Source organism: Acidimicrobiales bacterium (genome assembly GCA_041394265.1).
GTDB lineage: Bacteria > Actinomycetota > Acidimicrobiia > Acidimicrobiales > SZUA-35 > JBBQUN01.
On sequence record JAWKIO010000005.1, the window covers coordinates 4724806 to 4748296 of the forward strand.

25 protein-coding genes are annotated in these 23491 nt (G+C 66.9%); 8 read left to right on the plus strand and 17 right to left on the minus strand.

The window, feature by feature from the left end:
• Nucleotides 1-36: 36 nt before the first annotated feature.
• Both R2733_22660 and R2733_22665 read right to left on the minus strand, forming a co-directional pair.
• Nucleotides 37-942 carry an oxaloacetate decarboxylase gene (locus R2733_22660; protein ID MEZ5379319.1) on the minus strand — a complete coding sequence of 302 codons (906 nt, stop codon included), beginning with the start codon at nucleotides 940-942 and terminating at the stop codon, nucleotides 37-39.
• Nucleotides 943-961: 19 nt separating this feature from the next.
• Nucleotides 962-2533 (minus strand): AMP-binding protein, encoded by a 1572-nt coding sequence (locus R2733_22665; protein MEZ5379320.1) that lies wholly within the window; start codon nucleotides 2531-2533, stop codon nucleotides 962-964.
• A 76-nt stretch (nucleotides 2534-2609) separates the two neighbouring features.
• Between R2733_22665 and R2733_22670 the strand changes: the two genes are divergently transcribed.
• Nucleotides 2610-3233 carry a TetR/AcrR family transcriptional regulator gene (locus R2733_22670; protein MEZ5379321.1) on the plus strand — a complete coding sequence of 208 codons (624 nt, stop codon included), beginning with the start codon at nucleotides 2610-2612 and terminating at the stop codon, nucleotides 3231-3233.
• Nucleotides 3234-3252: 19 nt separating this feature from the next.
• On the opposite strand, the gene R2733_22675 is transcribed toward R2733_22670, so the two are convergent.
• The 4 genes from R2733_22675 to R2733_22690 form a co-directional block, all read right to left on the minus strand.
• A complete protein-coding gene (locus R2733_22675) occupies nucleotides 3253-3699 on the minus strand; it encodes a MarR family transcriptional regulator (GenBank protein ID MEZ5379322.1) in 447 nt (148 codons plus the stop codon).
• Between the two features lie 6 nt (nucleotides 3700-3705).
• Complete coding sequence (locus tag R2733_22680) at nucleotides 3706-4752, minus strand: LLM class F420-dependent oxidoreductase (protein MEZ5379323.1); 1047 nt, start codon at nucleotides 4750-4752, stop codon at nucleotides 3706-3708.
• 67 nt (nucleotides 4753-4819) lie between these two features.
• A complete protein-coding gene (locus R2733_22685; GenBank protein MEZ5379324.1) occupies nucleotides 4820-5569 on the minus strand; it encodes an ATP-binding domain-containing protein in 750 nt (249 codons plus the stop codon).
• Nucleotides 5566-7194: a hypothetical protein gene (locus R2733_22690; GenBank protein ID MEZ5379325.1), complete on the minus strand. Its 1629-nt coding sequence runs from the start codon at nucleotides 7192-7194 to the stop codon at nucleotides 5566-5568. Before R2733_22690 ends, R2733_22685 begins: the two co-directional genes overlap by 4 nt.
• Before the next feature lie 57 nt (nucleotides 7195-7251).
• Here R2733_22690 and R2733_22695 point away from each other — a divergent pair, with 57 nt between their 5' ends.
• The 4 genes from R2733_22695 to R2733_22710 are packed head-to-tail and all read left to right on the plus strand — an operon-like array spanning nucleotide 7252 to nucleotide 10560.
• Nucleotides 7252-7533 (plus strand): hypothetical protein, encoded by a 282-nt coding sequence (locus tag R2733_22695; GenBank protein ID MEZ5379326.1) that lies wholly within the window; start codon nucleotides 7252-7254, stop codon nucleotides 7531-7533.
• Complete coding sequence (locus R2733_22700) at nucleotides 7530-8483, plus strand: 2OG-Fe(II) oxygenase family protein (protein MEZ5379327.1); 954 nt, start codon at nucleotides 7530-7532, stop codon at nucleotides 8481-8483. The genes R2733_22695 and R2733_22700 overlap by 4 nt, the downstream gene beginning before the upstream one ends.
• Entirely contained in the window at nucleotides 8480-10150 is a 1671-nt protein-coding gene (locus R2733_22705) for an acyl-CoA synthetase (protein MEZ5379328.1), read from the plus strand. Before R2733_22700 ends, R2733_22705 begins: the two co-directional genes overlap by 4 nt.
• Nucleotides 10147-10560, plus strand: a complete 414-nt coding sequence (locus R2733_22710; protein MEZ5379329.1) for a pyridoxamine 5'-phosphate oxidase family protein — start codon at nucleotides 10147-10149, stop codon at nucleotides 10558-10560. The genes R2733_22705 and R2733_22710 overlap by 4 nt, the downstream gene beginning before the upstream one ends.
• Here R2733_22710 and R2733_22715 read toward each other — a convergent pair whose 3' ends face one another.
• The 3 genes from R2733_22715 to R2733_22725 all read right to left on the minus strand — a co-directional run bounded on the left by R2733_22715 (nucleotide 10561) and on the right by R2733_22725 (nucleotide 12998).
• Complete coding sequence (locus R2733_22715) at nucleotides 10561-11463, minus strand: SMP-30/gluconolactonase/LRE family protein (protein ID MEZ5379330.1); 903 nt, start codon at nucleotides 11461-11463, stop codon at nucleotides 10561-10563.
• A gap of 25 nt (nucleotides 11464-11488) precedes the next feature.
• Entirely contained in the window at nucleotides 11489-12529 is a 1041-nt protein-coding gene (locus R2733_22720) for a TIGR03857 family LLM class F420-dependent oxidoreductase (GenBank protein MEZ5379331.1), read from the minus strand.
• A gap of 175 nt (nucleotides 12530-12704) precedes the next feature.
• Nucleotides 12705-12998, minus strand: a complete 294-nt coding sequence (locus R2733_22725; protein MEZ5379332.1) for an HU family DNA-binding protein — start codon at nucleotides 12996-12998, stop codon at nucleotides 12705-12707.
• A gap of 163 nt (nucleotides 12999-13161) precedes the next feature.
• Between R2733_22725 and R2733_22730 the strand changes: the two genes are divergently transcribed.
• Nucleotides 13162-14253, plus strand: coding sequence for a cupin domain-containing protein (locus tag R2733_22730; GenBank protein MEZ5379333.1), 1092 nt, complete (start codon nucleotides 13162-13164; stop codon nucleotides 14251-14253).
• On the opposite strand, the gene R2733_22735 is transcribed toward R2733_22730, so the two are convergent.
• The 5 genes from R2733_22735 to R2733_22755 form a co-directional block, all read right to left on the minus strand.
• Entirely contained in the window at nucleotides 14238-15167 is a 930-nt protein-coding gene (locus tag R2733_22735; GenBank protein ID MEZ5379334.1) for a methyl-accepting chemotaxis protein, read from the minus strand. The genes R2733_22730 and R2733_22735 overlap by 16 nt on opposite strands.
• Before the next feature lie 61 nt (nucleotides 15168-15228).
• Nucleotides 15229-15675, minus strand: coding sequence for a hypothetical protein (locus R2733_22740; protein MEZ5379335.1), 447 nt, complete (start codon nucleotides 15673-15675; stop codon nucleotides 15229-15231).
• Entirely contained in the window at nucleotides 15672-16937 is a 1266-nt protein-coding gene (locus R2733_22745; GenBank protein MEZ5379336.1) for a sigma-70 family RNA polymerase sigma factor, read from the minus strand. Before R2733_22745 ends, R2733_22740 begins: the two co-directional genes overlap by 4 nt.
• Nucleotides 16937-17293, minus strand: coding sequence for a YciI family protein (locus tag R2733_22750; GenBank protein ID MEZ5379337.1), 357 nt, complete (start codon nucleotides 17291-17293; stop codon nucleotides 16937-16939). The genes R2733_22745 and R2733_22750 overlap by 1 nt, the downstream gene beginning before the upstream one ends.
• 102 nt (nucleotides 17294-17395) lie before the next feature.
• Nucleotides 17396-17977: a signal peptidase II gene (locus tag R2733_22755; GenBank protein MEZ5379338.1), complete on the minus strand. Its 582-nt coding sequence runs from the start codon at nucleotides 17975-17977 to the stop codon at nucleotides 17396-17398.
• Between the two features lie 60 nt (nucleotides 17978-18037).
• Between R2733_22755 and R2733_22760 the strand changes: the two genes are divergently transcribed.
• On the plus strand, nucleotides 18038-18709 hold the full coding sequence (locus tag R2733_22760; protein MEZ5379339.1) for a M15 family metallopeptidase: 672 nt from the start codon (nucleotides 18038-18040) through the stop codon (nucleotides 18707-18709).
• Nucleotides 18710-18718: 9 nt separating this feature from the next.
• Entirely contained in the window at nucleotides 18719-19930 is a 1212-nt protein-coding gene (locus R2733_22765) for a RimK family alpha-L-glutamate ligase (protein ID MEZ5379340.1), read from the plus strand.
• Here the strand turns inward: R2733_22765 and R2733_22770 are convergent.
• From R2733_22770 to R2733_22780, 3 genes are read right to left on the minus strand one after another with little or no spacing between them, the layout of a single operon-like run.
• Nucleotides 19915-21426 carry an MFS transporter gene (locus R2733_22770; protein MEZ5379341.1) on the minus strand — a complete coding sequence of 504 codons (1512 nt, stop codon included), beginning with the start codon at nucleotides 21424-21426 and terminating at the stop codon, nucleotides 19915-19917. The two genes, R2733_22765 and R2733_22770, sit on opposite strands and share 16 nt — an antisense overlap.
• A gap of 22 nt (nucleotides 21427-21448) precedes the next feature.
• Nucleotides 21449-22174 carry an LppX_LprAFG lipoprotein gene (locus tag R2733_22775; GenBank protein MEZ5379342.1) on the minus strand — a complete coding sequence of 242 codons (726 nt, stop codon included), beginning with the start codon at nucleotides 22172-22174 and terminating at the stop codon, nucleotides 21449-21451.
• 4 nt (nucleotides 22175-22178) lie between these two features.
• A complete protein-coding gene (locus R2733_22780) occupies nucleotides 22179-23450 on the minus strand; it encodes a multidrug effflux MFS transporter (GenBank protein ID MEZ5379343.1) in 1272 nt (423 codons plus the stop codon).
• Nucleotides 23451-23491: the final 41 nt, after the last annotated feature.

Genomic DNA, 23491 nt, shown 5'->3' on the forward strand with positions numbered 1-23491 from the left:
GCACCTGTTCGGTGCGACCGTTGCGTCAACGCCGCGCTATGTCGTTGCGTTCCTGTCGGCGAAGCGTTGTTCGAGTTCAGTGATCTCGGGCAGCCCGATGAGATCGGTGAACTCGGCAAAGGTCGGCATGCGACCGAGCGCACCGACAGGGGTGCCCCGGTCGCGGATGTCGGCCAGCACGTCGACCATGGCCTTGGTGGCAGCGAACAGGGTCGAGATCGGCATGATGACGGCAGCGAAACCGAGTGCGGCGATGTCATCGAGTTCGAGCGGCGGGGTCTTGCCGCCCTCGACCCAGTTGAACAGGAGGGGGACGCCGGGGAGCGCAGCTGCCACCTGTTCCATCTCGTCGGTGCCCTGGAGGGCCTCCACGAAGAGGACGTCGGCACCCGCGGCACGGCAGGCAATGGCTCGCTCGATGGCGGCGTCGAGCCCGAGGGGAGCCCGGGCGTCGGTGCGGGCAATGATGACGAAGTCGTCGTCATGGCGGGCGGCGACCGCCGCCTCGATCTTGGCCACCATTTCGCCTTGGGGCACCACGGACTTGTTCTCCATGTGCCCGCACTTCTTCGGCATGACCTGATCCTCGATGTGGATCCCCGCCACGCCGGCCTGTTCGTACTCCCGGACGGTGCGGATCACGTTGATCGGGTTGCCGTAGCCGGTGTCGGCGTCGGCGAACACTGGCAGCGATGTCGCCTGCGTGATGCGTCGAGCGTTGTCGACCATCTCGGCCAGACCCAGCAGGCCGACATCGGGTCGGCCGAGGAGCCCGGCCGAGGTGCCGAAGCCGGTCATGTACGCGGCGTCGAAGCCGGCCTGCTCGATCAGACGGGCACCCAGCGCGTCGTAGCAGCCCGGCAGGAGCAGCGGTGCAGGTTGAGCGAGCAATTCACGCAACCGACGTGGCCCGCGACTGCGGGAGCCGAGGAGATCACCCATGAGTTCGTCCTCCGCCCGACTACAGGATCCGGCTCTTGCCTTCGCCCCAGTACCGATCGCGCAGCGTCCGCTTGTAGAGCTTGCCGGTGGGGAGGCGAGGGAGCTCGGCTTCGAAGTCGATCGAGCGAGGGATCTTCTGTCGTGACAGGTGCTCGGCGCAGAACGCCAACAACTCGGCCCGGGTCTCGTCGGTGTCGGGCACGTCGGGCATGAGCTGGACGACGGCCTTGACCTCTTCGCCCAGGTCGGCGTTCGGGACCCCGAAGACCGCAGCGTCGGCGACCAGAGGATGGGTGATCAGCAGGTTCTCGGTCTCCTGCGGGTAGATGTTGACCCCGCCCGAGATGATCATGAAGGTGGCCCGGTCGGTGAGGTAGAGGAAGCCGTCGTCGTCGACGTAGCCGACGTCGCCGACACTGGTCATGGTGCCGTCCGACGAGGTCGCCTCGGCGGTCTTCGCCGGATCGTTGAAGTACTCGAACTCGGTGGCGGTCTCGAACCACAGCGTGCCCGGCTCGCCCTTGGGCGACGGATTGCCGTCGTCGTCGAGCACGTGCAGGTTGCCGAGGATCACCTTGCCGACGGTGCCGGGGTGCGCCAGCCATTCCTCGGTGTTGCAGGCGGTGAAGCCAAGGCCTTCGGTGGCGCCGTAATACTCGTGGATGATGGGGCCCCACCACTCGATCATGTCGTGCTTGACCTGCACCGGGCACGGGGCGGCAGCGTGCACGACGAACTCGAGCGACGACAGGTCGTAGCGGCTGCGCACGTCCTCGGGGAGCTTCAGCATCCGGCTGAACATGGTGGGCACGAGCTGGCTGTGAGTGACCGAGTACTCCTCGACCAGCTGGAGATACCGCTCAGGATCGAAACGTTCCATGATGATGACCGTGCCGCCGCGGCGCAGGGTCAGACCGACTGCCGCCTGCGGCGCCGAGTGGTACAGCGGCGCCGGCGAGAGATAGGTCATGCCGTCGCGGTAGTGCCACATCTGGTCGAGGAACGTGAACAGTGGCATCTGCTCACCCGGCTTCTGCTCCGGTAGCGGTCGGATGATGCCCTTGGGACGGCCGGTGGTGCCCGAGGAGTAGAGCATGGAGGTGCCCGCCCACTCATCGGCGATCGGCTCGGTGGGTTGGGCAGCAATCGCCGTTTCGTAAGGCTCGAAGCGGGCGTGGCTGTCGATGGCTTCCAGCGTCGCTGCGTCGACGCCGGTGACGAGCACCAGGCGGACGTTCGGGCTCTGGGCCACGGCGTCGACGGCGACGTCGAGCCGCGACGCCGAGGTGATCAGCACCTGTGATTCGGAGTTGCCCAGGATGTACGCCACTTCCTCGCCGGTCAGGTAGGAGTTGATGCACGTGTAGTAAAGGCCCGATCGTTCACCGGCGGAACACGCCTCGAGGTAGCGATCGTTGTTCTCCATGAGGATCGAGTAGTGATCGAGACGCTGCAGCCCCTCGGACCGCAAGACGTGGGCCAGCGCGTTGGCACGGGCCTCGAACTCGCCGTAGGTGACGGCGGTGCCGGTCGAGGCCATGACGAAGCACGGGCGGTCCGGATGGTTGATGGCAGCGGCTCCTGGGTACATGGCGGCGAAGTTAGTCCCTCACCCCGGTTCTGTCCCAAGTTGGTGCTGCGCGTGCCGGGTCATTAGGTTGCGAACGATGTCGCAAACGGTCCCCATCGATGCCGCCCCCGATCTCGGGATCCTCGTCGATGATCTGAGCCCGAGGATCGCCCGGATTCTCGATGCGGCGCTCACGCTGTTCGCGGCCCAGGGCTACACGGCGACGACAATGGAAGACATCGGCGCGGCGCTCGATGTGCGCGGCCCGAGCCTCTACAAGCACGTGGCGTCGAAGCACGACATGTTGAGCCAGCTGATGGTCGGCATCATGGCCCGACTCCAGCGCGACCACGATCAGGCGGTCGCGACCAGCGACGATCTCGCCCAGCAGCTCCGTCGAGCGGTCGAGGCGCATGTGCGCTTCCACTCGCGCTACCGGCGCGAGGTCGCAGTCGGCAATCGTGAACTGGCCTCGCTCTCACCCGAGATGTCGTTCGAGGTCAAGCAGATGCGGCGGGCCTATGAGCACTCGTTCCGCGACCTCATCACCCGGGGTGCCGAGACCGGCGTGTTCGAGGTCCGCTCGCCGAAGCTCGCGGCCTACACGATGCTCGACATGGGGATCGGGCTGTCGCTGTGGTTCCGAGACGATGGCGAGTTCAGCGCCGACCAGGTGGCGTATCACTACGCCGATCTGGCCATGCGAGTCGTCGGCCGCTGAACCGTTCGCAGGTCGGCGTTCAGCTACCCGGTTCGTCGGGCTCGCTCAGCGCTTCGAGGACATCGATGGCGGCGTCGAGCCGAGCGACGTCGTCGGGGCCGAGGCTCGACACCCGCGTGGCCAGCCACGCCTCACGACGGCGCCGGATCTGTTGGGTGCGCTCGTGGCCGAGATCGGTGGCCGCCACGTACTTGACCCGCTTGTCGGTGGCATGGGCGGTCCGTTCGACCAACCCGTCGCGCTCGAGACGATCGAGCAGCTTGGTCACCATCGACGGCGCGACCTGCTCCCGCAGCGCGAGGGCCCCGAGTGTGAGCGGGCCCTCGCGACTGACGGTGAACAGCGCCGACTGCATCGACAGCGTGAGGTCATTGGCCGATTGGGCTCGGAGTTGTCGATTCAATCGAGCGACGGCGAGGCGTAGCCGCGCCACCAGCTCGAGTGTCTCGTCGTCGCCTTCGACCATCGGCACTCAGTCGATCAGCGACTTGAGCTTCTCGATGGTGCCGACCGGATCAGGACCGACCGGGTTGACCGACAGCATGTTGACCCCGGCCTCTTTGTAGGCGGCGAGCCGCTCCTTGATGTAGCCGGCCGGGCCCACCAGGTTGGACTTCTCCAGCAACTCGCCCGGGACGGCGGCCGCGGCCGCGTCCTTCTGGCCGTCGAGGTAGAGGTTCTGGACCTCTGTTGCCTCGTCGACGAATCCGTAGCGCTTGGCGATGGTGTTGTAGAAGTTCTTGTCGCGTGCACCCATGCCACCGATGTACAGCGCAGCGTTCGGGCGAGCGTGGTCGAGCACGGCCTTCTGGGCGTCGCCGGTGAGCGAGTCGTCGATGGCGAGCATGCCGCCGGCGTTGATCGAGAGCGGTCCAAGTGAGGGATCACGCTTGGCCAGACCCTTGTCGAGCTCTTCACCCCAAACATCGCGGAACTTCTCGGGCATGAAGAAGATCGGCAACCAGCCGTCGGCGTAGCGGGCGGTGTTGGTGACCGACAGCCCCATCAGGCTGGCCCAGTAGATCGGGACCTCGCTGCGCACGGGGTGATTGATGAGCTTGAGCGGCTTACCCAGACCCGTACCCTGCCCCTCGGGCAGCGGAATCGTGACCGTGTCACCCTGATAGTCGATCTTCTCCCGGCGCAGCATCATGCGGGTGACCTCGATGTAGTCACGGATGCGAGGCATCGGCTTTTCGTAGGGCACACCGTGGAAGCCTTCGATGACCTGCGGTCCGGAGGCGCCGAGGCCGAGGATGAAACGACCGTCGCTCACGAAGTCGCAGCCCGACGCCGTCTGGCCGATGCAGCTCGCCGTCCGGGAGAACACGTTGAGGATGCCGGTACCGATCTGCACGGTCTCGGTCTTGGCTGCGAGGTAGCCGACCTGGCTGATCGCATCGTGGCTGTACGCCTCGGGGATCCACACCACGTCGAGGCCGGCCTTCTCGAGCTGTTGAACACGTTCAACACCCTCTTTGAAGCCGCCGGAATAGTTGAGTGACATCGAGATCTTCATGGCCGCCGACAATAGGGGCAGCGGAGGCTCCGGATGCAATTTCTGGGGGCTCTTCGCCGGCGGTCGCTCAGCTCAGCGAACGGGCGAGGACCGGTGGCAGGTCGGCCGTGTGCATGATGGTGAGGCGCCGCGTGGTGCGGGTGACGGCGACGTACAACAGGCTCAGCCCATGTGGTTCGGCCACGATCGCCGATGGCTCGACGACGATGACCGAGTCGAACTCGAGTCCTTTCGCCGCTCGAGGTGTCAACAGCTGCGCCGGTGCCACGGGATCGAGCGGGGTCTGGGCGATGACGGCGACCTTGCCATCGCCGACGTTGTTCTGCTCCTCGGCAACGAGGTCGGGGAGCGCCGTTTCGATCGAGGGGACACGAAGGGAGCGAGGTGCCACCCCCGTTCGGCGGATGGCCGTCGAGCGAGTCAGTTTCGGCGCCAGCTCGGCGAGGATCGAGGCGGCGAGCTCGTTGACCTCGGCTGGTGAGCGGTAGTTCGTGGTGAGTTCGCGATAGCCGAAGTCGGTGATGGAGGAGGGGAGATGCTCTCGCCACTCCCCGGGTGCACCGGTCGATCGCTGGGCAAGATCCCCGACGATGGTCATCGAGTTGCCGCGGGCCCGGCGCACCACCATCCGCCACTGCATCGGTGTGAGGTCTTGGGCCTCGTCGACGATGACGTGGCCGAAGCGCCACGCCCGCTGTTGCGCCGCGAGTTCGGCGATGCCCGCGCCGCGATCGAACACCGCATCGGCGGCGTCGAGATCGAGCTCGTCGAACGAGATGTCGTCATCGTCGTCGTCCGGTGTGTAGCGGTCGCTCATCCGTCGGCCGCCCGGGTGTCGAGGTAGGGGTCTTCGAGGCTGAGGACCTCGAAGCCGACGCCCTCGGGATCGAGCGCCTCACGGTCGAATACCGACTCGTCGTCCTCGTCGGCCTCTTCCTCATCGCGTTGTGCGAGCTCGAACTCGTCGAGCGCATCCCGGCGGAGCTGCTCGTCGTGAGCTTCGGGCATCACCGGGCCGAGCAGTTCGTAGAGCTCATCGAGCAGCGGCACATCGGCGTCGCTCCATCGCACCCGATCGAGATCGGCCTCGGACACTCGGTCGCGGTACAGCGCCGACCGCTCACGGACCGCAAGCGGCAGACCACGACTGGCGGAGTGGAGCAGCGCCTTCGATCCGAGTAGATCATTCAACGCCTGCTCCGGCGTGAGCGTCGGCCAGTGTCGCATGATGAAGTGTCGGACTCGCCCGGAGGACCGGAACGAATCGACAGCGTCGGACATGCTGGCGAAGGTTGGGTCGTGCACCGTGAGTGCCAAGGCATCGATGACGCCACGCCGAAAGGCTGCCGCTCCGTCGTTGTGGGTGGCGTGTCGCTGGGCCCGGTCGAAGATCCCCTCGAGCGTCGCCAGATCGAGCACCACCCGACGCGAGCCGTAGTAGGTCGACAGCGCCTCACCAGGTCGACGTTGGCGATCGGCCACGGCATGGGCGAGCAGCTCGACCATGATCTCACCACCCTTGATCGCGGCCACATGGTCCGGCTCCTCGCGCCCCCGCAAGATCCCGGCGAAGAGTTCGCTCGCCGTCACGGAGATGACCCCGGACTCGCCGAGCGACGGCAGCACGCCACTGATGTAGGCAAGGAACTCCGAACTTGGACCGACGATCAAAACGCCCGTATCGGAAAGTGCCGCCCGATGCTCGTAGAGCAGGTACGCAGCACGGTGCAAGGCGACCACGGTCTTGCCGGTGCCGGGCCCGCCCTGCACCACGAGTGCGCCGTTGCTCGGGGCACGCACCACGGCGTCCTGTTCGGCTTGGATCGTTGCGACGACCGATCGCATCTGATCGCGCGTCGGCAGGTCGAGCGCCGCCAGAATTGCGGCCTCGCCCCGTAACCCACCGTGGGCCTCGACCCCGTCGACCAGGTCGTCGATGTCGAACAGCTCGTCGGAGTACCCGACCAGCTCGTCACCGGCGTAGACGAAATGGCGGCGCCGCTCGACGCCGAGCCGGTCGATCGGGGTCGCCCGGTAGAAGGGAACGGCGGCGGGGGCACGCCAGTCGACCAACACCGGCTCCCCGGTCGAGTCGTCGATGACGGTCAGTCGGCCGACGTCGAGTCTTGAGTCGTCGGCCGACTGGGTGTAGCCGAAGGCGAGCGCCTCGCCCATTGCCTCGAGTTCGTTCGACCGCCGGATGGCATGCATTGCTCGGTCCGCACTCTGGCGAACCAGTGCCGCTCGGATGGCGGCATCGACCTCGCCGTCTTCGTCGACGAGATCTCGAATGCCATCCTCGGTCGCCTCGGCTGCTTCGTCGGCGAGCCGAGTTGCCGCCGCGCGAGCCCGATCGAGGTGTGCCCGATGGAGTGCCTGCATGTGGGCGAGGGCGGACCGCTCCCGTTGGAGTTCGAGGTCGTGTGACGTCGCCGGTTCCACGCTGCGAGCGTAGAGGGACGGGGCGCCATCGGCGCCGGCGACTGGCATGATGGGGGCGTGGCACGTCCAGACGTTCGCTTCGATGCAACCCGAGCCGATCGGCCGTCGGCAACATCGATTCCCACGTTCCGGTTCTCCGAGCCCTCCGGCGACGTCATCGACCTACGCGACGGCCCGGCCCTCACCGCCGACGAGGCCCGCGCCATTCTCGGCGTCACGGCCGAGGCCGATTGGCCGACGCTCCGCTCCGCCTGCGCCCGCCATGCCCAAGGTGGCGCCGGCGAACGACGCAAGGTGAACACCGCCTACGCCACACTGCGACTGCTCACGGTCGAATGATCCCCACCGTCTCGCTCGCCGATCCTGGGGCCGGCGACGCATTGGTGGCGGCCTTCCGTCGCTACGGCTTCGCCTCGATCGTCGATCACGGCATCGATCCCGAACTTCGGCGAGCCGTGTTCGCCCAATCGAAGGCGTTCCACGCGCTCCCGAACGAGGCGAAGTCCAAGATCGCGCTGGATCGACGTCATCGGGGGTACATCGCGCCCGACGTCTCGACCGACCGAGCCTCGACCGTCGAGGCGGCCGAGCGTCCCAATCGAAGCGCCTCGTTCATGATGATGCGCGAAGACGGCCCCGACAGCGAACCGGTCGCGCGGGGTCTGTACCTGGCCGGCCCCAACCAGTGGCCAACGGGCCTACCGGCGTTCAGGTCCACGCTCGAGGAATACCACGATCGAATGGTCGACCTGGGCCGTCGTGTGGTGAGACTGTTCGAGATCAGCCTCGGGCTGGCGACAGGACAACTGCTGTCGGCGTTCGAGCTGCCGACGACCTGGCTCCGCCTCCTCCACTATCCGCCGGTGGCTCCCGACGAGGATCCGATGCTGTTCGGATCGGCGCCTCATCGCGACTTCGGAGCTCTCACCTTCTTGGCCCAGGACGACGTCGGAGGCCTCGAGGTTCGAACGACTGACGGCGCGTGGCTCGCCGTCGAGCCCGACGAGCGAGCCTTCGTGCTCAATGTCGGCGACATGTTGTCGCACTGGACAAACGGGGAACTGCTGTCGACCCCGCATCGGGTCGACAATCGCTCGGGCCGCGAGCGGTACTCGGTGCCGTTCTTCTTCGACCCATCGGTCGACACCGTCATCGAGCCGTTCGACGTCTGCGTCGAGCGGGCCGGTGGGCAGGCGAAGTACGAGCCGCTGCTGTTCGCCGACTTCCTACGCCGACAGCTCGAAGCGAGTTACGACCGCCACCAACCAGCTGATAGAACGGACCCATGAGCGAGATCAACCTGGCAGCACTCCACGAGGCGATCGCCGAACGCGACCCCGACCGTGAGTGCTTGGTATGGGGTGAGCGCCGCTTCAGCTGGGCGCAGGTGACGGACCGCACCCGACGCCTTGCCAACGCCCTGCGTGATCGGGGGCTCGGCAACGTCGTGGAGCGGAGCGAGTTGGCCAACCACGAGTCCGGCCAGGATCATCTGGCGCTCTACTTGACCAACGGCAACGAGTATCTCGAGGGGATGCTCGGCGCCTACAAAGCCAGGGTGGCGCCGTTCAACGTCAACTATCGCTACGTGGCCGAGGAACTCACCTATCTCCTCACCGATGCGAAAGCCACCGGCATCGTGGTGCATTCCCGCTTTGCGCCGACGCTGGCATCGATTCTCGCCGACCTGCCCGACCTCCGGGTGATCATCCAGGTACCCGACGACTCCAACGGGGCCCTCCTGCCCGGCGCCGAGTGGTACGAGGACGTACTGGCCGCGGCATCACCGGCTCGGCCCGACGTCGAGTGGTCACCCGACGATCTCTACATCCTCTACACCGGTGGCACCACCGGGATGCCAAAGGGCGTGCTCTGGCGCCAGGCCGACGCCGCCGTCGCCGCCTTCGGAATCCGCAACACACCGGCCGACGCCGAATTCGAGTCCATCGAGGCCATTGCCGACTGGGCGACGGGTGACAAGCCCGGTCTGCGGTTCCTCCCCGCTCCGCCCTTCATGCATGGTGCCGGCCACTGGAACGCGTTCAGCGCCTGGGGTCGCGGGGATCCGGTCATCATCCAAGACATCACCGACCGGCTCGACCCCGCCGACGTCTTCGCCACCGTCGAGAGGGAAGCGGTCTCGTTCCTGCTCATCGTCGGTGATGCCTACGCCCAACCGATGCTCGACGAGCTCGAGGCCAATCCCGGCCGCTACGACCTGTCGTCCTTGCGGATCGTGCTCTCGGGTGGCGCCGCCCTGTCGGCACCCCGAAAGGCGAAGCTGCTGGAGTTGCTCCCACAGGTCACGGTGGTCGACGGCGTCGGGTCGTCCGAAGCCGGTGGCCAGTTGCGACAGTCCACCGTCAAGGGTGGGGCGGCATCGACTGGCACGTTCGAGCCCGACCCGAACTCGGTGATCGTGAGCGACGACCTGACCCATCTGCTCGAAGCCGGCCACGACGAACCCGGTTGGTTGGGCAAGCGTGGTCGCATCCCGCTCGGCTACCTGGGTGACGCCGCCAAGACGGCAGCCACCTTCCCCGAGATCGAGGGACGCCGATACTCCGTGCCTGGCGACCGGGCCCGGTTGCGAACCGACGGACTCATCGAGTTGTTGGGACGTGAATCGGTCACCGTGAACTCGGGCGGCGAGAAGATCTTCGTCGAAGAGGTCGAAGCGGCCCTGATGCACCACCCGTCGGTCTACGACGTGGTGGTGGCCGGGCGACCCAGCGACCGCTGGGGGAGCGAGGTGGTGGCCATCGTGCGCCTCCGCGACGGCGCCGCTGCCGACGAGGACGGCCTGCTCGAGGAAGCCGCCAAGCACTTGGCGCGCTACAAGCTGCCGAAGGCGATCATCTTCACACCGGAAGTGGTGCGCTCGCCGGCGGGCAAGGCCGACTACCGGTGGGCGAAGGCCGTCGCCGTGGGAGCCGCCGAGGGAGCAGCGACGTGAGATTCGACGAGGCGGTCACCGGATTCCTACAGCGTCCCCTGCACGCCGTGCTGGCCACGACCGACTCGTCCGGCTCGATCTCGCAGTCCGTGGTGTGGTTCCACCTCGACGACACCAATCCCGATCAGATGACCGTGTGGATCAGCTGTGCGCCAACCTCGGCCAAGGCCCGTCACGTGGCCCAGAACCCGGCGGTGTCGTTGCTCGTGCTCGCACCCCACGGCGGTTCCTACGTGCGAGTGCATGGCCGGGCAACGACGCACGAGCGCGTTACCGACGCCGATCGCCTCACACTCGCCGCCCCCTATCACGGCTCCGAAGCCGAACTCTGGCTCAGCGAACACCCGCTTCCCGAACCCAATGTGCTGCTGCGTATCCACCCCGAACGGGTCGTGCAACGGGGGCTTTGATCAGGCTCGGCCCGTGACGACCGGCACCGGCGCCAGGCCGGTCGCGCCGACGTCGGCCACGTACAGCGAACCCGAACGTTCATAGACCGGGTCGTCGGGTGACAGGTGTTCGCGAGCGGTCGTGATGTAGAGCCGGTCGAGATCGGGACCACCGAAGGCGCAAGCGCTCACATGGGGCACGTCGAGGTCGACGAACGCGACCATCGTGCCATCGGGAGCGAAGCACGCGACGCCCGACGCTCCCCAGCGGGCGTTCCACACGTTGCCGTCGGTGTCGACTGCGGCGCCATCGGGGGCGCCCGGATGGGTGTTGGCGGCGATGAAGACCTCGTCTTCGATGAGCAGGGCGTGCTGAGGGTGGTAGCGGGCACGCCACAGGGTGCCCTTGACCGAGTCGGCGTAGTGGATGATCAGGCCGTCGGCCCCGAAGCACAGGCCGTTGGCGATCCGGGCGTTCCGGTACAGATGCGTAAGGCCGCGACCGGCGTTCCAGTGGTAGAAGTTGCCAGGAGCGGGATCGGGCTCACCCTCGGCGGCGGGCGTCTCGACCATCGTGCCGAACACGAAGCTGCCGTTGCGGTCGGGGCGCCCGTCATTGCAGCGGGTCTCGGGCCGGTCCGGCTCGACGTCGCCGAGCCACTCGACTTCGCCCGTGTGACGATCGAGCAGACCCAGACCGGTATCGAACGCCGCGATCAGCAGTCCGACATCGGTGACGGCGAACGAACACACGCGACCTTCGAGGGGAAGCGTGATCGGTTCGGTCGCGCCGTCGGGCAGGCGGTGGAGCCGTCGGCCGTGGATATCGGTCCAGAGGAGCTCGTTGGCCCTCGGATCCCAAACCGGACACTCACCGAGTACGTCTCCGGCCGGAACGAGGCACTGGGCGCTGAATCGTTGCACCGGTCGAGCGTAACCGGCGCCGCGATCAGGACGCGGGCAGCGCGTCGACGATCGGTTGCAGTTCGGTCGGATTCGCGCCGTGGAGGATGACCCCGTCGCAACCGAGGTCGAACTGGTTGGACACCGCAGCGATGCACTGCTCGACCGAGCCGGTGGCGGCCGGAGCGAGCCATTCGTCGGGGATGAGCGTGGCGACGTGCTCGAGTTCGTCGGTGGTGGCTTTGGCGTCGAGCGCGCCGGCGAAGGACGACACGAACGGATCGGCCCGAAACGCCGCGAGGACGGCAGGATCCCAGTCGTTCGTGCTCACCATGAGGTCGCCGTACGCCTGCAGGTACGTGGCGAGGCGACCGACGGTCTTCTTGATCCGAACGTCGTGAGAGAGATGGTCGCCAATCGTGGCGAAGCATGACCAGACCTCGACGTCATCGGGGTTGCGGCCCGCTCGTTCGGCCGACTCCTTCACGGTGCGCACGGCTCGGCTCGTGGTCTCGTCGGTGAAGAACGTGTGGAGGACGACACGGTCGAATGCCCTCCCGGCGAGCTCGAGCGTGTTCGGTCCGAACGCCACGATGCTGAGGGGAATGGGTTCGTCGAAGTCGGCGTCGAGTCGCAGCACCGGATAGGAGCCGGCACGGTCGGTGTGGCCCATGACGGTTTCGCCCCGCCAGAGCCTCCGGTACAGGTTCGCCGCGACCTCGAGGTCGGCGGTGGTCGTGGTGGTCATGCCGTAGGCTCGCATCGCTCGATCGATGCCCCGACCGAGTCCGAGGCTGAAGCGCCCGTCGGTCAGCCGCCACATGGTCGACGCAAACGATGCGGTGACCATGGGGTGACGGATCGTGTGGTTGGTGGCCGCCGTGGTGATCTGGATGGCCTCCGACACCGCCCCGGCGGCGCCGCACAGGGTGGCAGCTTCCTTGATGTTGAATCGCTCGGAGATGAAGGCATGCCCGAGGTGCATGGCCTCGGCACTACGGATCTCGTCGATGAGGTCACGGGGAGAGCGGGGTGCGCCGGCCAGCGCATAGAACCCGAGTCGGCTGCGGTCGATGTGTTCGGTCACCGACGCAGTATGACCCGCGCCCGGCCTCGGCTCGAAAACGGCGGACGACCCGGCCTGAGCCGGGTCGTCCGACGCACTCGTTTCGAGTGGGAAGTGCTGTTCTGATCAGCGCTTGGCGCTGTGCTTGATCAGCGCTTGGCGCTGTGCTCGATCAGCGGTTCGCGCTGTTCTGAAATCAGCGCTTGGCGCTGCGGCCGAGGAGCCATTCCTTCATGGGGGCCGAGGTCGACACCTTGATCGAACGGCTCTTCTTGATCTTCAGCGGCTCGCCGGTCTGCGGGTTACGGCCCTTGCGGGGACCACGCTCGGTCATCGAGAAGGTGCCGAAGCCCGGCCACGCAACCTTGTTGCCCTTCTTGACCTCTTCGGCGGTGTAGTCGAAGAACGCGCCGAGCACGGCCTCAGCCGTCTTCTTGTCGGAACCGCCACGCTCGGCGACGGCGCTGATCATTTCTGCCTTGGTTGCCACTGCAACTCCTTCGTATGGGGGAACGAAGCCCATAGGAAAGCAGGGTTTGGACGGAAACGGTGGGATAGTGCCTTGAATTTCCGGGGTTTTCTTCTGCGGTTCGCCGCGCGACGGCGCAGCTACAGGTGTCTGGCCCGAGATCGGGTGTCTAGTCTTGCGATCGATGACGACCACCACCGCCCTCGCCGACCTCACGTGCCGTGACCTCGGCGCGGCCATCGACGCCCTGCGTTCAGTCGGATTTCGTGTCGAGCGCATCTCTCCAGCCGACAATCCGATCGAGGCCGACCTCAGCGGTCACGGGGCCCGGTTCCGTGTTCGTCGAGTGTCCGAGGGCGAGCTCGTCCCGGCCACGCTGCACCTGGGTGTGCAGACCACGACGGAACCCGACGACACCTCGGCTGCCGCTTCGACCAGCGTGTCGTGGCCGACGAACTGGACGGTCGTTCCCTTCGACGCCGAGCGTCCGCTCGTTCTACCGCCAATGGTCCCCGAGCTCGTGGTGTCTCGCCGATCCGACACCGAGCTCGGAGTGGGTCGAGCCGGGATGCTCTACCGAGACCTGATCCCGTCCCGACACGGTGGACGATTCATTGCCTCCCACATTCACATCCCCGACGGCGGACCGGTGCCCGACTACGTGCACTATCACCGCATTCGCTTCCAGCTGATCTTCTGTGCACGGGGCTGGGCCCGATTGGTCTACGAAGACCAGGGCGAGCCGTTCATCATGCGTGCCGGCGACGCCGTGCTGCAGCCGCCCGAGATCCGACATCGGGTCCTCGAAGCCTCGGATCATCTCGAAGTGGTCGAGATCGGCTGCCCGGCCGAACACGACACCCTGGGCGAGCTGGGATTCGACCTCCCGACGACCGACATCGACCCCACGCGCGATTTCGGCGGCCAGCGTTTCGTCTGGCATCAGGCCGAGGGCGCGAGCTACGAGCCGTGGGATCACCCGGGGTTCGAGGCTCGGAACACCGGCATCGATACCGCAACTGATGGCCTCGCCGACGTCAGAGTCGCGCGAGCGACGGGGGACGACGTGCCGCACCATGCGCTCCGAGCGCACGACCGCGAGTTCCGGTTCCACTTCGTCCTCGAAGGGTCGACCGTGCTCGAACTCGACGGTCGCAACGAGCTGCGGCTCGAGCAAGGCGACAGTGTCAGTGTGCCGGCCGGTCTCGCCTACCGATTCCGGCCGAGTGACGGGCTCGAGCTGCTCGACGTGTCCGTCGGTCAGCCGTCCACCTGAGAGAGGTGGCGCAGCGTCGAGGCAATCTCTCGGAGCTGGGCAACCGACGAGGACAGCGAACCCGACGACTCCGTCACGCCGGACAGCACCGCGCTCACGGCGCTGACTCCAGACGTCAGCTCGTCGGCGAGCGTGTCGATCGATTCGAGTGACGCCTTGGTCGAGCCTGCGAGCGTCTTGACCTCGCCCGCCACGACGCTGAATCCCTTGCCGTGCTCGCCGGCTCGTGCCGCCTCGATCGTGGCGTTGAGTGCGAGCAACGAGGTCTGCTCTGCGAGCTTGCGGATGGTCTCGGCCGTTCGGGAGATGTCGGTGACTCGCTCGACCAGATCGTCGACGATCGAGACCGCCTCGTCGAGCCGACCACCGAGTCCACTTGCCGTTTCGTACTCGGTCATCGACGCAAGGGCCTGCGCCTCGTCGTGTACCCGGGTGGCCAGTGATTCGACCTCTTCCTGGCGGTGCCGCTCGGCCGTGATGTCTCGCCCGATCGAGACGAACGAGACCAGGCGACCGGCGGAGTCGAACAGCGCTCGGTCGGTCCATAGCTGCCACCGAAGCTTGCCCGACACCTCGGATGACGGGTGTTCGTTGCGTTGCTCGGGGTTGCTCGGCGTCAGGGATCGGAGCTGGACGAGGTGCTGCGACACCAGTTGCCGCACACTCTCATCGACCAGCTCCATGAAGTTCGTGCCGATCAGCGCTTCACGAGTTGTGTGATGGTAGGCGGCGTACGATTCGTTGACCCAGGTCAGGGTGCCGTCGGGCTCGAACCGGCAGATCATCTCCGGCAGGAGATCGAGCATCGGCGCGAGGGCGTCATCGTGCCTCGCCGCTTCGCTGCGTCCGGGCGCAACGAGGGTGGCCGTTGGGGGAGCACTGTCCCGATGTAGCAATCGCCGCAAGAAGCTCATCGGTGGCAGCTTCGTCGTCGGTCGCTCGATCATGAGACCGACGCGCAGGGCACTGCGGGGTTCAGCCGTTGGCGTATTGGCGGCCGATGGTGAAGGCCATCACCGCCGAGAACCACCCGATGGCGATCAACGCCGCCAGGAGTCGATTCGAGGTCGGTGTCTCCCCGCGGACCCACCAACCGCCGGCCAAGAAGGCACCCATGGGGAGCAACCCGCCGAGGTAGTGGATGTAGAGCTGGACGATGCCCTGCCCCTGGTCGAGCAGTTTGATACCGATGAGCACCTGAAGAGCCAACACGACCTGCGCGACCGAGATGAGGATCTTGCCCCCGAGGTCGAGCGATCGGCCCTTGATCGCGAGCCAGCCAACCCAACCGGTGGCAACGGTCATCGTGAGGAGCACGAGCGATCCGACGACGACGTGGACGCTCGACGAGATGATCCAGTTGTCGATCTTGCCGTCACCGAGTGGCGACGCGGACTGGGCAAGGACGGTCGGGTCGATCACCGAGCCAGGCTACGGCGACGGGTGACGTCTTCGAGTCGTCGAGTGAGGAAGCGCTGCTCGGCGGGACTCGTGGTCAGGTCGAGCGCGAGGCGGTACTGCTCGGCGGCGTCGTCCCAGCGTCCGAGCTGGCGGAGGAGGTCGGCTCGAGCGGCCGGCAGGAACCGGTAGCGCTCCAGTCGACCGCTTGCCTCGAGTGTGTCGAGGAGCGTCAGTCCGTGCTCGGGTCCGTGGACCATCGACTCGGCGACGGCGGCATTGAGCGCCACGACGGCCGACGGCGCCACCTCCATGAGTCGTCGATAGAGGTTGGCGATGTGCGCCCAGTCGGTCTCGGCCGCCGTCGGGGCCAGCGCGTGAATGGCGGCGATTGCCGCCTGCAATTGGAACGGACCAATGCGCTGTTGTTCGAGTGCCCGGGCGAGGCGGTGGTGGCCTTCGGCGTTTGCTGCCGCGTCCCAACGTGATCGGTCCTGTTCATCGAGCAGCACCATCTCGCCGTCGGCGTCGATGCGGGCGTGTCGCCGGGCGTCGGTGAAGCAGAGCAGCGCTGCAAGACCGTTGGCCTCGGGTTCGTCGGGCAGGAGGTCGGCGACCATCCGAGAAAGCCAGCGGGCCTCGTCGCACAGGCTGCCTCGGACGAGGTCGACGCCGCTCGGTTCACGCTGGCCGTCGGTCGGGGCGTGGCCTTCGGTGAAGATGAGGTAGATGACGTGGAGGACGGCAGCGAGCCGGTCGTTGAGCCGCTCGGGATCGGGGATCACGAACGGCACGTTGGCGTCTCGTACCTTGTGTTTGGCTCGGACGAGCCGCTTCGCCATGGTCTCCTCGCCGACGACGAAGGCCGCAGCGATCTGCGCCGTCGAGAGGCCGCCAACGTGGCGCAGCGTCAGTGCCACCTGGGCCTCGGTGGCGAGCGATGGGTGGCAGCATCCGAAGATCATGGCCAGCTGGGAGTCCTCGATCACCGATGCGGGAGGTTCGGCCTGGTCGTCCCCCTGGTCGAGCATCGCCCCGAGAACCGCGAGGCGCTCGTCCATCGACTGGCGTCGCCGGAGCTGATCGATGGCCTTGCGCCGAGCGGTCGTGAGCAACCAGGCGCCCGGCCGATCGGGGGTGGTGGCGGGACCCCACCGCTTGGCTGCTTCGACGAACGCATCCTGTGCTGCATCCTCGGCCAGTTCGAGGTCGCCCAGGTCTCGCATGAGTGTGGCCACGAGACGTGGCCACTCCTCGGCGAAGACCTGGGCGACGGGCGAGAACATCAGAGCGAGGGGATCTCCATGATGGGACGCACCTCGACCGACCCGTAGCCGGTGAGGGGCGTCTTGGCTGCCCAGTCGAGCGCCGCGTCCAGGTCGGGCACGTCGATGATGTAGTAGCCGCCCAACTGTTCCTTGGTCTCGGCGAAGGGGCCGTCGGTCGTCAGCACCTCACCGCCACGCAAGCGGACGGTCGTTGCGGTGGACACAGGATGGAGCGGTTCGCCGGCCACCATCACGCCGGCGTCGACCAGGGCTTGGGAGTAGGCGAGCCACTGTGGCATCTCGGCGGCCTGTTCGGGACTTCCGGGCTTGGGACCGGCGTCGGCGGCGGAGTAGAGCAGGAGCATGTAGTTCATGGGTGGTCCTTTGATCGATCGGGCCGTGCGGCCCGTTGCTTCGTGACACCCAGACGACGAGCCGGGACCGCCGAGATGGACAGCATCGGCAGGTTTTTCTCGCTACTCCTGCAATGCCGAATGGTCGTCGGTGTCGAGGATGGGGTCGGGGGTCGTGTCGAGCTCGGTCGCAGCAGTCGGATCGCGCTCGTCGGCGGGTTGCTCGGGTGCATCGAGCTGAGGATTGATCAGTGTCTCCCAGAGGCCGAACGCGATCGCCCCGCACACCACGTAGATGTCGGCGACGTTGAAGACCGCAAACCAGCTCACGTCGATGAAGTCGACGACAGAGCCGGTCAGGAAGCCGTCGTCGGCGCGAAAGATCCGGTCGAGGAGGTTGCCGATGGCTCCCCCAAGGATGATCGAGAAGAAGACAACACGATGCACGATGGTCGCCCGATGCAGCTGCACGGCCAGATAGACGACCATCCCGATCACGCCGATCCCGATCAGGCGACCCCGACCCTCGCCCGTGCCGAACGAGAAGCCGTTGTTGAACAGGAGATCGAACTCGAGGGTCGGAAGGAGCGGGATCCGGTGACCGTCACTCAGCGCGCTGAGTGCCCACTGCTTCGTGATCCAGTCGGTGAAGATGGTGAAGACGATGATGGTCGCTGCGATCAGCGATCGACGGGTCGAGGTCACCACGACGACGGTAGTGGCTGTTCGCCTCATACCGGGGCAGCCCTGGGCCGACGCTGGGGTATGGACCCGATCTCCGGTATCACCGCGCGCCTCAGCGCGATCGAATCCCGGGTGAAGGCCGGCCCCTCACCGAGTGGTGGCCAGTTCGGCGACCTCCTTCGAGCCGAGCTCGCATCGCGGAACAACAACGGCGTCCTGGGCTACAGCGCCACCGGCGAGACACCCGGCGGCAGCTTGGCTTCGGCGTACGCCAACCTCGGACTCACGCAGCCGTCCGTAGCAACGAGCGGCCTGACTCCGGCGCTCCGACTCGAACCGGGGCAGTACCCGTCGCTCACGCCCCCGGCGGACCTCGTGCCGTACGGCAACGGGAAGGTGCCGGCCGAGGCGTTGACGGCGCTGTCGGTGCCCGGCCACTCGTTGTATGCGCCGGCGGCGAATGCCTTCGAGAAGATGGTGGCGGCCGCCAAGGCCGACGGCGTCACGATTGGGGTGACCGACTCCTATCGTCCGCTGGCGGTCCAGGAGCGGCTCGCGAAGGAGAAGGGCCTGTACTCCCAGGGTGGTCTGGCGGCCACACCGGGCACGAGCAATCACGGTTGGGGGCTGGCGCTCGACCTCGACCTCGATGACTCGGCGCAGGCGTGGATGCGAGCGCACGCTCCCGACTACGGGTTCGTCGAAGACGTGCCGCGAGAACCGTGGCATTGGACGTATCGACCCGCCTACTAGAGTCGACCCATGAAGCTCGGCATCCTTTCCCGCGCCCCCCGGTCGTACAGCACGCAACGCCTACGTCAGGCGGCCGAGGACCGTGGTCACGATGTCCGGGTGCTCAACACGCTGCGATTCGCGATCGATCTCGCGAGTGACGAGCCGGATCTGCAGTACCGAGGCAAGTTGTTGCCCGACTACGACGCGATCCTGCCCCGTATCGGCGCCTCGATCACCTTCTTCGGGCTCGCCGTCGTTCGCCAGTTCGAACAGATGGACGTCTACACCCCGAGCCCGGCGAATGGCATCGCCAACTCTCGCGACAAGTTGCGTTCGGCGCAGATCCTCGCCCGCCACCGCATCGGCATCCCGGCAACCACGTTCGTGCGTGACCGGGCCGACGTATTGCCGGCGATCGAACGGGTTGGTGGCGCGCCGGTCGTGATCAAGTTGCTCGAGGGCACCCAGGGCATCGGCGTGATCCTGGCTCCCGACACCAAGGTGGCCGAGGCCGTCATCGAGACCCTGCAGAGCACCAAGCAGAACGTGCTGATCCAGCGATTCATCAAGGAGTCCAAGGGCAAGGACCTACGAGCGTTCGTCGTCGGTGACCAGGTGGTCGCGGCCATGCGCCGTGTCGCCCAGGGCGACGAGTTCCGATCGAACGTGCACCGTGGAGGCATCGCCGAGGTCGTCGACCTGCCCGAGGAATACCAGCGGGTAGCGGTTCAGGCTGCCCAGGTGATGGGGCTCAAGGTGGCCGGGGTCGACATGCTCGAGTCCGACCTCGGTCCGCTGGTGATGGAGGTCAACTCCTCACCGGGGTTGGAGGGCATCGAGACGGCCACCGAACTCGACATCGCCGGCGTGATCGTCGACTACATCGCCAATCAGGTCGCCTTCCCAGAGGTCGACGTGCGCCAGCGGCTCACGGTGAGTGCGGGCTACGGGGTTGCCGAGATCCATGTCGGTGAGGGCGCACACATCCTCGGCAAGTCGATCGCCGATTCCGGGCTCGCCGAGCAGGACATCACCGTGCTCACGCTCCATCGGGGTGTCACCGTCATTCCGAACCCGCGCACGAGCCGGGTGCTCGAGGCCGACGACCGTCTCCTCTGTTTCGGGCGGCTGGAGTCGATGCGAGACCTCGTCCCGGCCCGGCGTCGTCGTCGTGCTCGGCCGGTGGTGCAGCCCCTACCGGAACACCTCGCAACCGACGACGATCACGCCGATTCGTGATCCCGACCCGGTAGCGCCACGGCGAACACGATGGCCACCATGGCGACGACTCCGGCGGCGACGAAGGTCTCGGAGAGCGCGTCGGTCGTGATCCTGCGCACGGCGGCGGTGGCGGCTTCGGTGTAGCTGGGATCGGTGAGCGGCGGGAGCTCGACCTCGGATCGCAATTCGGTGAACCGCCGCAATCCGTAGGTCGTGAGCGCGCTGAGGCCGAGGCTGAAGCCGATCATTCGGAACACGACCACGAGCCCGGCAGCGGTGCCGGTGTTGGCGGCGCCCGCAGCGTTGGTGAGGGCGGTGGTGGTCGGGGTCATGGCCAATCCGAGTCCGACGCCGAGGATCGCCAGGTAGACCATGAGCTCGGTCAAGCCGGTGTCGGGCTCCCAGCGTTGGCCGAGGATGCTCAACCCGAATGCAGCGATGGCGAAGCCGGCCAGGGTGGGCACCCTCGGTCCGACTCGGCCGGTGAGCGCACCACCGACGTAGGCGGCGACCGACATGGCCGCCGTCAGGGCGGTGAGCGACCAGCCCGATCGGAGCGCGGCCTCACCCGTATCGCTTTCCAACACGTTGATCAGGAGCGGCACGTTGACCAACGCCGTGACGAGTGCGGCACCGAAGGCCACGTTGCTCGCCAACGCCGCAGTCGGTGCGGTGCGGTGGTGGGCAGCGGGGAACGACAGGTCGAGCAGGGGCGGATCGGCGGTCCGCTGGCGCCAGACGAACCCGGCAGCGCCGACCACGCCGAGCGAGACCGACAGCCAGAGAGGGATCGAGGTCGAGTCGCGCCCGGCCAACTCGTCGAGGCCACCTGCCGACTGGATCTTCGCCTGGCTGAGCAGGGCGAGGCTGCTGGCGGTCAGGGCAAGGGTCAAGAGGCCGGCCCCGAGAAGGTCGAGCCGCGTGCCGTGCACCCGTTGCTGGGGGAGGTGACGTCGGGCCAGCACGAGGCCGAGCACGGCCAACGGCAGGTTGAGGTAGAACTGCCACTCCCACGACAGGAAACGGACCAACAGCGCGCCATAGATCGGTCCCCAGATCCAGCCCAGGGTCTCGATCGCCCCGAGGAGGCCGAAGGCTTGCGCCCGGTTTCGTCCCTCGAAATGATCGCCGGCGATCCCCAGTGCGACGGGCACGAGCGCGCCGCCCCCGACGGCGGTGAGCGCCCGACCCAGCAGGAAGACCCCCAGGTTCGGCGCAAGTGGGACCACGAGCGATCCGACAGCGAAGATGGCGAGGGAGACCTCGAACACACGGCGGCGTCCGAACACGTCAGACAGCCGCCCTGCCAGCGGCATGACGGCGAGGTAGGCGATGAGGTAGACGTTGACGATCCAGGCCGCCGTGTCGAGGTCGTCGGGGAGGACGAGCCCGAGGTCGCCGATGATCGGACGGAGCATGGTCGACACGACGAGAAGGTCGTCGGCGGCGACGAAGACACCGAACGCGGCGGTCGCCAGGGCGAATCGCGGTCGCTGGGCGGTGCGATCAGTCATCGTCATCGTCGACGGGCACGGGTCAACCGTCGCCGAGGTCGGGAGGCTCGATGGTGACGTCGGCGCCGTAGTCGGACAACTCGACGAGCCAGCTGGCGACGCCGTTGTCGAGCGGGGTGTCGAAGGTGATCGTGCGCACGAGCGAGGTGGCGGCGTCGATGCTCACCTCGGCCGTCGCTGGCTCCGACACCAGTCCGCTGGTGAGCGTGGCGACGTCGTCGGGCGACACGGTGCCGGTGAGGTGTAGGAGTCCGTCGTCGTCGGGCTCGGCGGTTCGCAGCGAGGTGTCGGCCATGCCCGACGCGAGGACCGCAGCAATGCCCTCGTCGACGCTGAAGATGGTGGCCGGGTCGAAGTCGATGGTGCCGGTGGCGTCCTGCCAGGCACCGGTGAGAGGATCGGTGAGGTAGAGGACGCCGTCGAGCGCCACCGCCCCGAGTTCGACCCTGTTGCCCATCAGGTCGACGGCCACCACGGCGTCAGCGGACCGGGGTGCGGCGAAGCGGCCCGAGGCCGACTCGAACACCACGAGCCCGGTGTCGTCGATCGTGACGTCGGCGCCGCTGCGAGTCACGTCGAAGTGCACGGACTCGATCGCCGCCATGGCGGTGGCGGCTGCGTCTTGGACCTCTGCTGCGGTGTAGCTCGTTGCCGCTTGCTCGGATGCGCCACCCGAACAGGCACTCAGCACGAGAACGAAGCCGGCGAGCGCGAGGCTCACGAGGTGTGCACGGAGGTGACGACGCATGGGTTCAGCCTTCGGGTTGGTCGACCGCGAGCATACGAACGACGAGGACCGCAGTGACGATGCCGGAGACCAGGACGGCGGTGGCAAACGGGGTCACCGAGTCGTCGATCTGGCGATCGATCATGGCACCGATGAGCGTGCCGACGGCCATCGACACGGCACCGACGATGGACGACGCGGTACCGGCGATGTCGCCAACCGGCGCCAAGGCCATGGCGTTCAGATTGGGGTTGACGATCATGGACGATCCGAAGACGACGGCCAGGATCGGGTAGAAGGCCCAGAAGGACGGCCGACCGCCGCTACCGACGGCCTGTGCCAGCAGGATCGCGGCACCGATCACGTAGACCGAGATGGCGGGGATGAACAACCGGCGCATGCCGAAGCGGTCGACCAGGCGTCCGTTGAGCAGCGATGCTGCCCCGAAGACGGCGGCGGTCCCACCGAAGATGATCGGGAACTGGTCTCGTCGTCCGAAGATCTCGCTGATGATCAGCTCGGAGCTGCCGAGGTACGAGGTGAAGACACCCATCAGCGCCGTGATGCCGAGCATCGGGAGCAGCGTGGCAGGTTCGCCGAAGACCCGGCCGGCCGAGTTCTTGAGGACCGAGATCCGAATCGGCTTGCGTTGGTCGATCGGGAGCGTTTCGGGCAGCCGGGTACCGGCCCACAACGCGAGTCCGGTACCGAGCGCGGCGCACAGCCAGAAGATGCCCTGCCAGGGGAGGAACGCGACGATCGCGGCGCCCAGCGAGGGAGCGATGATCGGCACCAGGAGAAACACCGCCATCAGGGTCGACATGGTTTTTGCCATGGCGTCGCCGACGAAGGTGTCGCGAACGACGGCGGTGACCACGACACGACCGCCGGCGGCACCGACACCCCAGATGAATCGGCTGATCAGGAGGACGCCCATGCTGGGAGCGAGCGCCGACCCGATGGCACCAGCCACGTAGATCCCCAGTCCGACGAAGATGACCGAGCGTCGGCCGAACCGGTCGGAGAACGGCCCGAAGAACAGCAGGGCGGTCGACATGCCGAGGAAGTAGGCGGTGAGGGCTCCCGAGATCTCGGGCGAGCCGGGCGCAAGGCCGAACGTGGAGCGCATCTCGTCGAAGGCCGGGAGCATCATGTCGATGCCGAGTGCCGCAGTGGCCATGAGGCTCGACAGCAGCACGACGTACTCGACGCGACCCGGTGTCGGAATGACTCGTTGTGCCCCCTGGCCTGCAGCGCGCTGGGTGGGTTGGTCGTCGAACGTCGTGGTCGGTTCCAAGCGATCACGCTACCGGGGAGGCAACGGTCTACCCTGACCGC

Bases quoted from the DNA above. Each gene is read 5' to 3' on its own strand.
- R2733_22700 (MEZ5379327.1), top strand. From the start codon at position 7,530: ATGATCCCCACCGTCTCGCTCGCCGATCCTGGGGCCGGCGACGCATTG.
- R2733_22735 (MEZ5379334.1), bottom strand. From the start codon at position 15,167: ATGAGCTTCTTGCGGCGATTGCTACATCGGGACAGTGCTCCCCCAACG.
- R2733_22765 (MEZ5379340.1), top strand. From the start codon at position 18,719: ATGAAGCTCGGCATCCTTTCCCGCGCCCCCCGGTCGTACAGCACGCAA.
- R2733_22660 (MEZ5379319.1), bottom strand. From the start codon at position 942: ATGGGTGATCTCCTCGGCTCCCGCAGTCGCGGGCCACGTCGGTTGCGT.
- R2733_22745 (MEZ5379336.1), bottom strand. From the start codon at position 16,937: ATGTTCTCGCCCGTCGCCCAGGTCTTCGCCGAGGAGTGGCCACGTCTC.
- R2733_22705 (MEZ5379328.1), top strand. From the start codon at position 8,480: ATGAGCGAGATCAACCTGGCAGCACTCCACGAGGCGATCGCCGAACGC.
- R2733_22680 (MEZ5379323.1), bottom strand. From the start codon at position 4,752: ATGAAGATCTCGATGTCACTCAACTATTCCGGCGGCTTCAAAGAGGGT.
- R2733_22685 (MEZ5379324.1), bottom strand. From the start codon at position 5,569: ATGAGCGACCGCTACACACCGGACGACGACGATGACGACATCTCGTTC.
- R2733_22770 (MEZ5379341.1), bottom strand. From the start codon at position 21,426: ATGACTGATCGCACCGCCCAGCGACCGCGATTCGCCCTGGCGACCGCC.
- R2733_22750 (MEZ5379337.1), bottom strand. From the start codon at position 17,293: ATGAACTACATGCTCCTGCTCTACTCCGCCGCCGACGCCGGTCCCAAG.
- R2733_22670 (MEZ5379321.1), top strand. From the start codon at position 2,610: ATGTCGCAAACGGTCCCCATCGATGCCGCCCCCGATCTCGGGATCCTC.
- R2733_22675 (MEZ5379322.1), bottom strand. From the start codon at position 3,699: ATGGTCGAAGGCGACGACGAGACACTCGAGCTGGTGGCGCGGCTACGC.
- R2733_22760 (MEZ5379339.1), top strand. From the start codon at position 18,038: ATGGACCCGATCTCCGGTATCACCGCGCGCCTCAGCGCGATCGAATCC.
- R2733_22775 (MEZ5379342.1), bottom strand. From the start codon at position 22,174: ATGCGTCGTCACCTCCGTGCACACCTCGTGAGCCTCGCGCTCGCCGGC.
- R2733_22665 (MEZ5379320.1), bottom strand. From the start codon at position 2,533: ATGTACCCAGGAGCCGCTGCCATCAACCATCCGGACCGCCCGTGCTTC.
- R2733_22730 (MEZ5379333.1), top strand. From the start codon at position 13,162: ATGACGACCACCACCGCCCTCGCCGACCTCACGTGCCGTGACCTCGGC.